The 13,253-nt window shown below is 41.9% G+C and carries 12 protein-coding genes; 3 read left to right on the top strand and 9 right to left on the bottom strand.

Annotated features, from left to right (window positions below):
- Window positions 1–231: 231 nt before the first annotated feature.
- The 6 genes from LI164_RS03615 to LI164_RS03640 all read right to left on the bottom strand — a co-directional run bounded on the left by LI164_RS03615 (window position 232) and on the right by LI164_RS03640 (window position 5,995).
- The gene (locus LI164_RS03615; RefSeq protein WP_005331498.1) at window positions 232–1,062 is read right to left on the bottom strand and encodes an Mrp/NBP35 family ATP-binding protein; all 831 of its coding nucleotides are present in this window, start codon (window positions 1,060–1,062) and stop codon (window positions 232–234) included.
- 26 nt (window positions 1,063–1,088) lie between these two features.
- Window positions 1,089–1,466 (bottom strand): RidA family protein, encoded by a 378-nt coding sequence (locus tag LI164_RS03620; protein WP_040015327.1) that lies wholly within the window; start codon window positions 1,464–1,466, stop codon window positions 1,089–1,091.
- A gap of 135 nt (window positions 1,467–1,601) precedes the next feature.
- Window positions 1,602–2,996 (bottom strand): MATE family efflux transporter, encoded by a 1,395-nt coding sequence (locus LI164_RS03625; protein ID WP_005331501.1) that lies wholly within the window; start codon window positions 2,994–2,996, stop codon window positions 1,602–1,604.
- Window positions 2,965–4,149 (bottom strand): iron-containing alcohol dehydrogenase, encoded by a 1,185-nt coding sequence (locus LI164_RS03630; RefSeq protein WP_040015328.1) that lies wholly within the window; start codon window positions 4,147–4,149, stop codon window positions 2,965–2,967. Before LI164_RS03630 ends, LI164_RS03625 begins: the two co-directional genes overlap by 32 nt.
- Window positions 4,150–4,251: 102 nt before the next feature.
- The gene (locus LI164_RS03635; protein ID WP_005331505.1) at window positions 4,252–4,875 is read right to left on the bottom strand and encodes a response regulator; all 624 of its coding nucleotides are present in this window, start codon (window positions 4,873–4,875) and stop codon (window positions 4,252–4,254) included.
- Window position 4,876: 1 nt separating this feature from the next.
- Window positions 4,877–5,995 carry a sensor histidine kinase gene (locus LI164_RS03640; protein ID WP_040015329.1) on the bottom strand — a complete coding sequence of 373 codons (1,119 nt, stop codon included), beginning with the start codon at window positions 5,993–5,995 and terminating at the stop codon, window positions 4,877–4,879.
- Between the two features lie 151 nt (window positions 5,996–6,146).
- Here LI164_RS03640 and LI164_RS03645 point away from each other — a divergent pair, with 151 nt between their 5' ends.
- The 3 genes from LI164_RS03645 to LI164_RS03655 are packed head-to-tail and all read left to right on the top strand — an operon-like array spanning window position 6,147 to window position 9,375.
- Complete coding sequence (locus tag LI164_RS03645) at window positions 6,147–7,076, top strand: ABC transporter ATP-binding protein (RefSeq protein ID WP_005331507.1); 930 nt, start codon at window positions 6,147–6,149, stop codon at window positions 7,074–7,076.
- Between the two features lie 12 nt (window positions 7,077–7,088).
- Window positions 7,089–8,231 carry an ABC transporter permease gene (locus tag LI164_RS03650; RefSeq protein ID WP_040015330.1) on the top strand — a complete coding sequence of 381 codons (1,143 nt, stop codon included), beginning with the start codon at window positions 7,089–7,091 and terminating at the stop codon, window positions 8,229–8,231.
- A complete protein-coding gene (locus LI164_RS03655; RefSeq protein ID WP_005331511.1) occupies window positions 8,218–9,375 on the top strand; it encodes an ABC transporter permease in 1,158 nt (385 codons plus the stop codon). The genes LI164_RS03650 and LI164_RS03655 overlap by 14 nt, the downstream gene beginning before the upstream one ends.
- Before the next feature lie 38 nt (window positions 9,376–9,413).
- Here the strand turns inward: LI164_RS03655 and dnaJ are convergent, their stop codons facing one another.
- The 3 genes from dnaJ to grpE all read right to left on the bottom strand — a co-directional run bounded on the left by dnaJ (window position 9,414) and on the right by grpE (window position 13,246).
- Window positions 9,414–10,604, bottom strand: coding sequence for a molecular chaperone DnaJ (gene dnaJ / locus LI164_RS03660; protein ID WP_117494710.1), 1,191 nt, complete (start codon window positions 10,602–10,604; stop codon window positions 9,414–9,416).
- 115 nt (window positions 10,605–10,719) lie between these two features.
- Window positions 10,720–12,597 (bottom strand): molecular chaperone DnaK, encoded by a 1,878-nt coding sequence (gene dnaK, locus LI164_RS03665; RefSeq protein WP_005331515.1) that lies wholly within the window; start codon window positions 12,595–12,597, stop codon window positions 10,720–10,722.
- Between the two features lie 13 nt (window positions 12,598–12,610).
- Window positions 12,611–13,246 (bottom strand): nucleotide exchange factor GrpE, encoded by a 636-nt coding sequence (grpE, locus tag LI164_RS03670; RefSeq protein WP_005331517.1) that lies wholly within the window; start codon window positions 13,244–13,246, stop codon window positions 12,611–12,613.
- Window positions 13,247–13,253 lie beyond the last annotated feature (7 nt).

The raw sequence follows: 13,253 nt of genomic DNA on the forward strand, positions 1-13,253 counted from the left end.
TCTTTCCTGCTTTCCTAATATCATAGTGCAAACATCTGTTCTGTTTTTATTATAAGAACATTTGTTCGATTTGTCAATTTATATTTTAATGATGCCAGGATAAAAAAAGAATAACCAACTGATATCTTTCTTCTCACATATCAGTCGGTTACTCTTTCTTTTATTGTTACATGAAGTACATCTCTGCACTCTTATCAGCAAATATTTTTCAAAATATTCCTTGTAATCTTCTTATATTTTATTTACTGCATCTGCCAGGTACTCATTCGAAACTTCATAGAACTTCTCATTCTCTACCATCTCAGAAAGAGCCGGATCAATCGGCATCTTACCAAGAACCGGAATACCTAACTCAGCTGCCACTTCATCGATATGGCTTTCTCCAAATACGGAAATCTTCTTTCCACAATCCGGGCAAGTCAGATAACTGTAATTCTCTACGATTCCGAGCACTGGAATATTCATCTGTCTTACCATCTTGTAAGCTTTCTCTACAATCATACGCACAAGATCCTGTGGAGATGTTACGATCACTGCTCCATTCACCGGAAGTGACTGGAATACTGTAAGTGGAACATCACCAGTTCCAGGTGGCATATCCACAAAGAGATAATCCAGATCTCCCCAGATAACATCTGTCCAGAACTGCGTCACAACACTTGTAATAATCGGTGCTCTCCAGATTACCGGATCCGATTCATTCGGTAAAAGCAGGTTGACAGACATAATCTTTGTTCCGTCTTTTGCAATCTCCGGAAAGATTCCATCATCGCTTCCTTTTGCTGTATCATGGATTCCATACATCTTCGGAATAGACGGTCCTGTAATATCTGCATCCAGAATTCCTACAGAAAATCCTTGTTCTCTCATCATTCTTGCCAATGATGCAGTTACCATCGATTTTCCGACTCCGCCCTTTCCACTGACAACTGCGATCACATTACGAATGTGTGATTTTGCATTCGCCGGTTTATGAAAATCCTGCGGTTTACTATTACAAGTCCCTGCATGTGCACACCCCTGGCAATCGGATGGTGAGCATCCTTTCTGATTCTCTGACATAACTAAAACTTCCTTTCTGGCCTCTTTTACTCTTCTACTGCTGCGATTACTTCGATCTCGCAGAGTGCTCCCTTAGGGAGATCTTTCACTGCAAAACAGCTTCTTGCCGGTTTAGATGTGAAATATTTTGCATAAACTTCATTGAATGCTCCGAAATCAGCAATATCAGACAGGAAACATGTTGTTTTAAGTACATGCTCGTAATCTGTACCTGCTGCTTTTAAAATCTCTCCTACATTCTTGCAAGACCACTCAGCCTGCTCTTCGATTGTATCTCCGCCAAGATTTCCTGTCTCAGGATTAATTCCAAGCTGTCCGGATGTATAAAGAACTCCGTTATTAACATATGCCTGTGAATATGGTCCGATTGCTGCCGGTGCTTTTTCTGTTGCGATTACTTTCATAATCCTATACCTCTCTTTCATTATTCTGAAACTGCTCTGTATTTCTGAGCTCTGAATCTATTGTACTACCTTTTCAGGTAATTTATCAACCTTGAATTACCTTTAATCTTTGCTTTTACTCCCTTTTTCACAGCTTTAAATTTCCAGGTTATTCCTCGTGACATCTTTGAGCCATTTGTAACTGCGGTACCGCTTTAGCGTAAGCGGTAATTTCACCAGCTCATCACTCATCAGAAGTATATAAACGACCGGTACACTTGCGTGTAAGAAAAATGCTGCGACTGCACCCAGTAATATAGAAAATCCCCACATCGTAGACACATCCAAAATTAATCCGAATCTCGTATCTCCTCCTGAACGAAATACACCTACTACCAATGTTGTATTGACTGCCTGTGCAATGACAAAATAAGACATGACGCCAAACATCATATAAAGATATTCTTTTGCCTCAGGCGATAATACAAGAAATGTATTTGCAATCGGAGCACAGATTAAAATTACACATGCACCACAACAGCCCATAATAAGTGCCAGCCGAATAAATCTTTTTGCATAAGCCTTCGCATAATCGAATTTACGCTCCCCGATCGTCTTACCCAGATAGACGGCTGTCGCATTTGCAATTCCAAATACAACGACCTGGGCAAGCTGTCTCGCTACTTGTGCAACTGAATTTGATGCAACCGCCGCACTCCCAAGATGACCGATGACAGCAGTATTCGCAGAAACTCCAAGTCCCCACATCATTTCATTTAACACAACCGGCATGGCATAGATTAGATAATCTTTTGCAAGTACCCTGTCAATCTGTATCATAAATCGAGGACGAATTTTCACATCCTGATTCATGAAATGTGCATAAATAAGCACGATCAATGTCTCTGTCATTCTGGCACATAATGTGCCGATTGCAGCTCCTTGTATTCCAAGTGCCGGAAATCCAAGAAGTCCAAAAATCAAAATTGCATTAATAATTGCATTGACAACCAAAGACATAAAATATACAAAAGTAGCAATCATCACCCGTTCAATACTTCTCATAATATTCAGATAAACCTGCGTTACCGCTATGAAAAGATAAGATATTCCAACAATCCGTAAGTATTTCACTCCCTCTGCAATTACTTCCGGATCCGATGTAAAAATACGCATCAAAGGACCCGGAATAGTCAAGGCCAATGTCATAAAAATTACCGCAATTGCAAGTGAGATTGTAAGTCCCATACCAAGAATCTTCTCAATAGTTCTGATATCTTTCTTTCCCCAGTACTGCGCTGTCAGTACTGTTGCTCCAGATGTGATGCCGAAAAAAATCAGCATCATAATAAACTGGATCTGTCCTGCCAGCGAAGAACCAGACAACACTTTTTCTCCCACTCTTCCAAGCATCATAACATCAACTGCAGTCACTCCGACGTTGATCAGATTCTGGAGTGCCATCGGAATAATTAAGGCAAATACATTTTTGTAAAATGCATGCCAGTCAATATTTAGATTATCTGTGGTTTGCCTTTTTATAAATCTCATATAACTCTTTTTCCCCCATTTTCTGGAAAGCGCCCACTTTCATGGTATCTCCTGCAGTCGCCTTGCCAGCCATTTCTTTTAATACTTCATCCGGCTGTACACCCATTTTCATATCTCCCAGACAAGTCGGCATATGCAAAGACCGGAAGAATTCTTCGGTTTTCTCAATCGCTGCCACAGCCGTTTTTTCATCATTTTCCTCATCAATGTTCCATACTTTTCTTCCGTAATTTGCAAATCTTTCCTCGTCCAGATGATAGACGTATCTCGCCCAGCTTCCCCAGACTGCAGATAATGTTGCACCGTGGGCTTCGTCAAATTTTGCACCAAGCTGATGTCCCAGCTTATGGCACAGAAAATCCTTTGGTCTTCCAAGTCCGGTAATTCCATTATGGGAAATACTTCCGCACCACATGATTTCACTCATGGCATCATAATCTTCTTGATTCTCATATGCCTTTGCTGCATTCCGGATCAATGTACGCATCAGTCCTTCTGCAATCTCATCTGTCAGTTCATTTCCATGTACCGGTGTGAAATAACGTTCAATTGTATGCATAAAAATATCTACAATTCCGCAAGTAAGCTGATATTTCGGAAGTGTGTATGTCAGCTTTGGATTCATAATTGCAAATTTTGGACGAATCAGATCGCTTCCGATTCCAGATTTATCCTGCGTCTCTTCATCTGTCAGTACCGCAGAATTACTCATCTCACTTCCGGCTGCTGAAATTGTCAAAACGGTTCCTACCGGAAGTGCCTTCTTTAATTCTTTTTTATTCTTCCAGAACTCCCAGATATCTGTGCCCGGATTTGCAGCACCTATCGCAATTCCTTTTGCTGTATCGATTGCACTTCCACCGCCTACTGCAAGAATCAGTTCTGCTCCAAAAGCAATCGCTTTTTCAACTCCTTTTCTTGCAAAGGACAGACGCGGATTCGGTTTTACACCGCCAAGTTCCTCATAAGAAATGTGTTCTTCATCAAGAGATTTCTTAATTTCATCGAGAAGCCCACTTCTTATAACACTTCCACCGCCATATACAAGAAATACCTTCGTTATCCCCAATTCACTGACCAGCTTTCCAGCTTCTTTTTGCGTGTCTTTTCCAAATACAACTTTCGTCGGGGTATACTGTACAAAACTCTGCATCATCAATTTCTCCTTCTTTTTTATATTTTTCATCCACAGCTACAATTCTGATATTTAGAACAAAGAATGTGCCTTGGCACATTCTGGCGCCTGCCAATAATTTTATGTGCAATTTCTGAGATAAAAAACTGCAAGCTGTGTACGGTCTCTTAAATTCAATTTATCCAAAATCCCACTGATATAATTTCGGATCGTTCCCTCGCTTAAAAACATTTCCCCTGCAATTTCTTTATTGCTCTTTCCGTCTGCCACAAGCTTCATAACAGCGCGTTCTTTTTCTGTAATCTCATAAGTCGCATAATCAAAAGCACTCTTTCGCTCTAAAAGTTCCGGCAGTCTAGATATGATCTGAGTTCCGAACACCGTCTGCCCCGTGCACACTGCCCGAATTGCCGGCAGAATACTTGCATAATCCTGTTTTAAAAGATATCCTTTCACACCACATTTCAACGCTTTTACAATATACTCGTCATCAGAAAATGTTGTAAGGAGCAATATCTTTGCCTCTGGTTTTTCTTTTAAAATCTCTTCCGATGCCTCCAGACCGCTCATTGGACTCATGCGGATATCCATCAGCAGCACATCCGGCTCATATTTCCGGTAAAGTTCTATAGCTTCCTTCCCATTTGAGGCAATACCCTGAACTTCTATATCCTGATCTTTTTCCAGAATCGTCCTAAGTGCCCCTGATACAAGCATATCATCATCTGCAATCACGATTCTCATTTTAAGATACCTCCTTGGGGATCGTAATAAAAATACGAAATCCCTCTTTTCTTACAATTTGCATCATGCCTCCAAGCATCCGGACGCGGTCGCTCATATTGCGAAGTCCCATACCCTGTCCAGACTGATATTCTCTGGATACAGCTTTTACTCCGCCACTTTGTATTGGTTCTTTCACAGTCCCATTATCCTCCACGATCAGCTGATAAAGCGCTGGGTGCTCCCGCATGACTATCTTCACTTTACTTGCATCACTGTGCCTTACAATATTGTGAAGTGCCTCTTTTACAATTGCGATAAAGCCGTATTTAATCTCTCTTGGAACATCATATCCCATATCATAAGATAAATCTACCGGGCAAAATGTAAACTCCCCCACCAGTTCTTCTGTCACTTCTCTCAGATTCACAGAATCATCATGAAGGTCGTGGACACTCTCCCGCACACTGGTCATGGCTGTATTCAACGACTCCTCCAATTGTTCAATGGAAGAGGACAGTTTTTCGTCTTCATTTACAATCTTCATTGCGCCCACTATAAGGATGCATCTTGAAAGCAAATGTCCCACATTGTCATGAATTTCTCTTGCAATGCGATTTCGCTCCTGAAGTGTTGCCGTATATATTTCATAGTCCTGCTTCTCAATCAGGCTGCGATTCTTTTCCTGTAAAAGCAGATTCCTTTCCTTACTGTCATCACGGGTTTTCCGGTATTCCTGTTCCAACTCCTCATAAGCCTCTTCTTTTAACTTCAACACAAGCGACAGTAAAATTCCAACTATCAAAAAATACATTTGTCCATGACTTAGATTCACATTCCCTGACGCACCGGTAAATATCCCTCCTGCCACAGCGAGTATCATGATACCCCGGTTCTCTTTCGTCCAGAATCCATAAAAAAGAACCGGCAGGAATTCACAGATTCCCACACAGTACCAACTTCCGGCTAAAATACATATTAACAGAACATACCTTTCCCAGTCATCTTTTAAGAACATCTGCATGCCAATACAGATCAATGACACCAGAAAGCCCACCACAAAATTCAGGTCAGCCGGCGAAAGCAACAAAAAAAGAAAACTATATAAAATTAACAGAAGCTGCCCTGTCATTCTTCTCATATTTGTTCTCTCCTAACTTTTCTAAAAAGCAAAACATGACATTTGTCACATCGTTTTATGACGTCTGCCACTAACATTATAAGCATAAGACATTTATAATTACAAGTAAGAAATATGCAAGTCTCAAAACTAAGAACTGGAGGAATTTCCTATGATCCATATTGAAAATCTTGTAAAAAGATATGGTGATCTGATCGCACTAGATCACCTGAACCTGGACATTAAAGAAGGGGAGATTTTTGGACTTCTGGGACCAAACGGCTCCGGAAAATCCACCGCGATCGGCTGTATGCTGGCGCTATTGAAATATGACAAAGGTACGATTCAGATTTTTGGCAAAAACATGACCCCGGACAGTTACGATATCAAAAAAGAGATCGGTGTTGTCATGCAAAATGTGGCTGTGTTTCCTCAGATGAGTGTCCGTGAAAATGTAGACTATTTCTGTGGTCTGTATGTAACTGACAAACAAAAGCGTAAAAAGCTGGTGGACGAAGCACTGGATTTTGTGGGACTTACGGAATATGCAAAAAAACGTCCCGGAAAATTGTCCGGCGGTCTTCTTAGAAGACTCAACATTGCCTGCGGTATTGCCCACAAGCCAAAGCTTATCATCATGGACGAACCAACGGTAGCTGTCGATCCACAGAGCCGGAACCGGATCCTGGAAGGAATCTTAGAACTGAACCGTCAGGGATCTACAATCATTTATACTTCCCATTATATGGAAGAAGTTGAACAGATCTGCAGCCGTATTGCAATCATTGATCATGGCCATGTACTTGCGACCGGAACATGTGAAGAGCTGAAAAATATGATCAAAACCGGTGAGACGATCACCATCGAAGCTATAAACCTAAATCCGGAAACACTCTCTGAAATCCGTACGATGCCAAATGTATTTGAACTGACCTATGAAGAACAGGTATTAAAAATCCGCCTAAGTGGAGGAAAACACAATCTGATCAGCCTCTTAAAATACCTGGGTGATCACAACATTTCTTTCGGGCGCGTATTTTCAGAACTTCCAACACTCAACGATGTCTTCTTGGAAATCACGGGAAAAGAACTTCGGGACTAAGGAGGAATTTTTATGTGTCATTTAATAAAATATCGTTTTCTACAGATTACAAGGAATCGGCCTATGATGTTCTGGGCACTTGCATTCCCAATGATTCTCGGCACACTGTTCTACATTTCCTTTGGAAATATCGGCATATCTGCCACCGGAGACTCCGACTGGGATCCGGTACCCGTTGCTGTTATCAATAAGCTTGAAACGAAGTCATCCGGTACATTTTTTGCAGATTTCCTTGACGCCATGAACGGTAGCGTTCTAGATATTCAAGACGTAAAGAATGAAAAAGACGCGAAAAAGAAACTGGAAAATGATGAGATTCTTGGAATCTACTATGTAAAAGAGATCCCGTCTCTTACAATCACAAAAAATGGAGTCAGCCAAAGTATTCTGACTTCTCTTTTAAATACTTATAACCAGAATGCACATCTGTTCAAAGAGATTGCCAGAACTCATCCGGAGCGTCTGACTGATGCTGTTGCTTCCTTGCAGACGAATGGCAGTTTCATCACGGAAAAAAGTGTCGGTGGAAAAACATTAAATCCGACTGTATTGTATTTCTTCGCCCTGATTGCCTATGCTTGTATGTCCGGTGCATATCTAAGTATCGAAGCAGTACGTGATACCCAGGCGAACTTAAGTCCCTTAGGAGCCAGACGAAGTATCACCCCTTACCGAAAACAATTTCTTATTTTTATTGATATGTTGGTGCTGATTTTTATACATTTCATAAATGTAATGATTCTGACTTTTTATGTGAACTATATTCTTGACATTGACCTGGGGAATAATTATCTGGCTATCCTTGCCACGAATTTTATGGGAAGCCTCATCGGAATCTGCCTGGGACTCATGATCGGCTGCATCGGGAAACTTACATTTTCAGCAAAAATCGGCATCTGTACCTCCACAACTTTACTGACCGGTTTTTTGTCTGGTCTGATGTTTGGCAATATGAAAGATATAATAGAACAGAATGCCCCTATTCTGAACCGTATCAATCCGGCGGCTGTTTTAAGTGATGCTTACTATTGCATCAGTGTCTACAATGACACGTTACGATACCAGAGATGTATGATCACTCTGCTCATCATGAGTGTTCTTTTCCTTGGTATTGCATTCTTAGGAGTAAGGAGGGAACGTTATGACAGTATTTAAAGGATTTTTGACAATTACAAAAAGAAATCTCGGATATGTTTTCATGTATATTATCATTTTTCTCACAATTACAATTGCTGTACAAAAAAGTGAACTTACAGATACCGATAAAATGTTTGAACAGACAAAACTCGACATTGCAGTCATTGACCATGACAAAAGTCCGGTGTCCGAAGCCCTGACCGATTATCTGGCTTCCCGGCACAATCTGATTGATATTCCGGATACCAAAACTGCCATTCAGGATAACCTGTTCTACCGGCACGTTTATTATGTATTGACGATTCCAAAAGATTTCACTCAAAGCTGTAAAAGCAAAACTGCAAGTCTTACCGTCACAAAAGTTCCGGGCAGTACAAGTGGTTACTATGTAGACAGTCAGGTCAATGCATGGGTTCAGGAAATGCATATGCTTCTTGCCTCCGGTTATTCAGCCGAAGATGCCACTGTAATGCTTAAGGAGGCTATGACAGAAGAATCTCATGTAACGATGCTGGATCAGAACGGATATGGTGGAAATATTCCGATGCACGCATACATGTATCAGTATATGCCTTACATTATCCTGTCCATTCTATGCTATGTCATTATAACGATCATGATGTCATTCAACAATCCAGAAGTCCGCTCACGAATACTGTGTACTTCCATTTCCAGCCGGAAGTACAACCTGCAGCTTGCGCTCGGCTGCACAGTCATCGGACTTGCCGTCTGGTTTTTATGCACACTGCTTCCAATCATATTGTATGGAAAAACATTTCTGGCAGACACAAACCTTACATACTATCTGACCAACAGTTTTATGATGTCTCTGTCTGCACTAAGCCTGGCATTCTTTGTCTCCACATTTACAGACAAAGAACAACTGATCAGTGCAGTCGTCAATGTGGTCAGCCTTGGAATGTCCTTCCTGTGCGGAGTCTTCGTCAGTATGGATATCCTCGGAAAAAGTGTACAGAAAATTGCCCAGTTTCTTCCGGTCTACTGGTACGAAGTTGCAAATAACCTGCTGAAAAGCCACAACACATTCAGTGGAACACAGATTCACACCCTGTACACCTGCTACGGCATACAGCTTCTCTTCGCCCTCGCATTCTTAAGTCTCGCCCTCATTGCAGGCCGTATGAGACGTCAGACCGCATAATTTACATTTATATAAACGGGAAGAAGCCCCTGATGAACTTAATCATCAAAGGCTTCTTTTACTTTATCCATAAATCCTTTTTTCTTCTTTTCCGGCTTTTCTTTCTCACCGTCATTTTTTCCTGCCTGATTTAGTGTATTTCCCGCCAGTTCATCGAACTTACGAAGTGCTTCTTTTGCCTCATGGCTCAACTTCTCCGGTGTCTGGATCACCAGTGTTACATAGTGATCACCGCGAACCTGCGGATTACGAAGTGATGGAACACCCTTTCCTTTCAAGCGCACTTTCGTATCTGTCTTAGTACCTGGTTTCACATTGTAGATAACTTCCCCATCTACTGTCTTGATGCGGATATCTGCACCAAGTGCTGCCTGTGCAAAGGAAATCGGAACCGTTGAGAAAATGTGTACATCCTGACGCTGAAAAATTGGGTGTCTGGATACTGTGACCTGCACAAGAAGATCTCCTCTTGGTCCGCCATTCACTCCCGGTTCACCTTTATCACGAATTCTTACACTCTGTCCGTCATCAATTCCTGCCGGAATCTTGACAGAAATCTTCTTCTTACTGGAAATATATCCTGTACCGGCACAATCCGGACATTTTTCACGAATAATCTTACCTGTTCCATGACAATCCGGACAAGTCTGGACATTCTGTACCATACCGAACAGTGACTGCTGGCTGTATACAACCTGACCTTTTCCACCACACTTTGAACATGTTTCTGGGGTTGTTCCTGGTTTTGCACCTGTTCCATTACATTTCGGGCATGGATCCTTTAAAATTACGTCAAGCTCCTTCTCACATCCAAATACTGCTTCTTCAAAAGAAATTCTTACAGTCTTTCGAATGCTTGCACCCTTCATCGGTCCCTGGCTGCGGCCTCTGCTTCTTCCACCACCAAATATGTCACCAAAGATATCGCCAAAGATGTCACTGAAATCAGCTCCATTAAAATCAAAGCCGCCATATCCGCCGGCTCCTCCTGCTCCACCTTCAAATGCTGCATGACCAAACTGATCATACTGACGTCTCTTTTCCGGGTCACTAAGTATCGCATATGCCTCCGAAGCTTCTTTAAACTTCTTCTCCGCCTCTGCATCTCCCGGGTTCATATCCGGATGATACTTTTTGGCAACTTTACGATATGCCTTTTTCAAAGTCGCTTCATCGACATCTTTGCTGACGCCGAGAACCTCATAGTAATCTCTCTTTGCTTCTGCCATTACTTTCTCTCCTTAATAAAAGGAAGTTCCGCGAAACCTGACCTCCTTAAAATTCAGTCACATTCCGCGGAACAGCCTTCGCATTCGATGCGGTATTATTCCGCCATTTTATGCTTTAGACTTCTTTATAATCTCCGTCTACTACATCGTCTCCCTGGAATCCATCCGGTGCCGGTCCTGCCTCTGGTCCTGCCTGAGCACCTGCTCCCTGTGCTCCCTGTGCAGCTGCTCCTGCCTGCTCATACATCTTTGTGAACAGTTTCTGAGCACTTTCAGAAAGTTTCTCTTTACCAGCTTTGATCTCAGCGATCTGAGCGTCTGTAATATCGTCCATGTTTACTTTCTCAAGAATTTCTTTCAGTGCCTTGCAGTCAGCCTCTACACCTGCTTTATCATTAGCATCCAGTTTATCTCCAACCTCCTGGATTGCTTTCTCTGTCTGGAATACTAAAGCGTCTGCCTCATTCTTTGTATCGATGCCCTCTTTACGTTTCTTATCCTGAGCTTCGAATGCTGCTGCTTCTTTTACAGCCTTATCAATCTCATCATCAGACATGTTGGATCCTGCTGTGATTGTGATATGTTGCTCTTTACCTGTTCCAAGGTCTTTTGCAGATACATTTACAATACCATTTGCATCGATATCGAATGTAACCTCAATCTGCGGTACTCCTCTTGGAGCTGGTGCGATTCCGTCAAGCTGGAATCTTCCGAGAGACTTGTTGTCTTTTGCGAACTGTCTCTCACCCTGTACAACGTTGATATCAACGGCTGTCTGGTTATCTGCTGCTGTTGAGAAGATCTGGCTCTTCTTTGTAGGAATTGTTGTATTTCTCTCAATCAGTCTTGTAGCAACTCCACCCATAGTCTCAATAGACAGTGACAGTGGTGTTACATCAAGAAGAAGGATATCTCCAGCGCCTGTATCTCCGGCAAGTTTACCGCCCTGAACAGATGCTCCAAGTGCTACACACTCATCTGGGTTCAGAGATTTGCTTGGCTCTTTACCTGTCAGACGTTTTACTTCTTCCTGTACAGCAGGGATACGTGTTGATCCACCTACAAGAAGTACCTGACCAAGTTCAGATGCTGTGATTCCTGCATCAGACAGAGCTCTCTGTACCGGCTCAGATGTCTTCATAACAAGATCATGTGTCAACTCATCGAATTTAGCTCTTGTAAGATTCATATCAAAATGCTTCGGTCCTTCAGCAGTTGCTGTGATGAACGGAAGGTTGATGTTTGTTGTTGTTGCGGAAGACAGCTCTTTTTTCGCTTTCTCTGCAGCTTCTTTTAATCTCTGAAGTGCCATCTTATCTGTAGATAAGTCAACGCCTTCCTGTTTCTTGAACTCAGCAATCATGTAGTCTGTAATCTTCTGATCGAAATCATCTCCACCAAGTCTGTTGTTACCTGCTGTTGATAATACTTCGATAACTCCATCACCAATCTCGATAACAGATACATCAAATGTACCACCACCAAGGTCATATACCATGATCTTCTGCTCATTCTCATTGTCAAGTCCATAAGCAAGTGCTGCTGCTGTAGGCTCATTGATGATACGTTTTACATCAAGTCCTGCAATCTTACCAGCATCTTTTGTTGCCTGACGCTGAGCATCGTTGAAGTAAGCAGGTACTGTGATAACAGCCTCTGTTACTTTCTCTCCTAAGTATCCTTCTGCATCTGCTTTCAGTTTCTGAAGGATCATAGCTGAAATCTCCTGTGGAGAATATTTCTTATCATCGATTGTTACTCTGTAATCAGATCCCATCTCTCTCTTAATAGAAGAGATTGTTCTCTCTGCATTCGTAACTGCCTGACGTTTTGCAGGCTCACCAACAAGACGCTCACCTGTCTTTGTAAATGCTACAACTGATGGTGTTGTTCTTGCTCCTTCTGTATTTGCAATAACTGTTGGCTGTCCACCTTCCATAACGGCTACACAGCTGTTTGTTGTTCCTAAGTCAATACCAATAATTTTGCCCATGATCTATTCCTCCTTAATTTGCTACCTTTACCATACTGTGTCTCACTACTGAGTCACGATACATATAACCTTTCTGGAACTCTTCTGCGACTTCATTCTCTCCGAAGTTTTCATCTTCCACATGCATCACTGCATTATGGAAATTCGGATCGAACTGATTGCCAAGCGCCTCTATCGGCTTAACCTCAACGCTCTCCAGAACCGTCATAAATTGTTTGTAGACCTTTTCCATTCCCTGAATGAACGGGTCTTCTTTTTTCTCTTCCGGAACTGCATCTAATCCTCTTTCGAAGTTATCTACCACCGGGAGAATCTTCTCTATGATATCTTTCGCTCCTACTTCGTACATTTGGGATTTTTCCTTTTCTGTACGTTTGCGGAAGTTATCAAACTCTGCCATCTGACGAGTAAGTCTGTCTGTCAGTTCTTCGATCTTCTCGTCCTTTTTGTCTTTCTTATCCTTCTTGCCGAAGAATTTTTTGGAAGCTTTTTCTTCTGTCTGATTCTCTGTCTCTGCTTCCTGTTCTTCTGAAGCTTCTTCTGTCTTGGCTTCTTCTGCTTCATCTTTTGAAGCTTCTGCTTCTTTCTTTGCCTCTTCTACGGCTTCTTTTACCATATCTTCCTGGCTTTTCTTTTCTTTATCTTCCAAGGATCAA

This window comes from Dorea sp. 210702-DFI.3.125 (assembly GCF_020560945.1).
In the GTDB taxonomy this organism is placed as follows: Bacteria; Bacillota; Clostridia; order Lachnospirales; family Lachnospiraceae; genus Dorea; species Dorea formicigenerans.

What these genes read in the sequence shown, in the direction of transcription:
- LI164_RS03615 (WP_005331498.1), bottom strand. Translation starts at nt 1,062, where the DNA reads ATGTCAGAGAATCAGAAAGGATGCTCACCATCCGATTGCCAGGGGTGT.
- LI164_RS03620 (WP_040015327.1), bottom strand. Translation starts at nt 1,466, where the DNA reads ATGAAAGTAATCGCAACAGAAAAAGCACCGGCAGCAATCGGACCATAT.
- LI164_RS03625 (WP_005331501.1), bottom strand. Translation starts at nt 2,996, where the DNA reads ATGAGATTTATAAAAAGGCAAACCACAGATAATCTAAATATTGACTGG.
- LI164_RS03630 (WP_040015328.1), bottom strand. Translation starts at nt 4,149, where the DNA reads ATGCAGAGTTTTGTACAGTATACCCCGACGAAAGTTGTATTTGGAAAA.
- LI164_RS03635 (WP_005331505.1), bottom strand. Translation starts at nt 4,875, where the DNA reads ATGAGAATCGTGATTGCAGATGATGATATGCTTGTATCAGGGGCACTT.
- LI164_RS03640 (WP_040015329.1), bottom strand. Translation starts at nt 5,995, where the DNA reads ATGAGAAGAATGACAGGGCAGCTTCTGTTAATTTTATATAGTTTTCTT.
- LI164_RS03645 (WP_005331507.1), top strand. Translation starts at nt 6,147, where the DNA reads ATGATCCATATTGAAAATCTTGTAAAAAGATATGGTGATCTGATCGCA.
- LI164_RS03650 (WP_040015330.1), top strand. Translation starts at nt 7,089, where the DNA reads ATGTGTCATTTAATAAAATATCGTTTTCTACAGATTACAAGGAATCGG.
- LI164_RS03655 (WP_005331511.1), top strand. Translation starts at nt 8,218, where the DNA reads ATGACAGTATTTAAAGGATTTTTGACAATTACAAAAAGAAATCTCGGA.
- dnaJ (WP_117494710.1), bottom strand. Translation starts at nt 10,604, where the DNA reads ATGGCAGAAGCAAAGAGAGATTACTATGAGGTTCTCGGCGTCAGCAAA.
- dnaK (WP_005331515.1), bottom strand. Translation starts at nt 12,597, where the DNA reads ATGGGCAAAATTATTGGTATTGACTTAGGAACAACAAACAGCTGTGTA.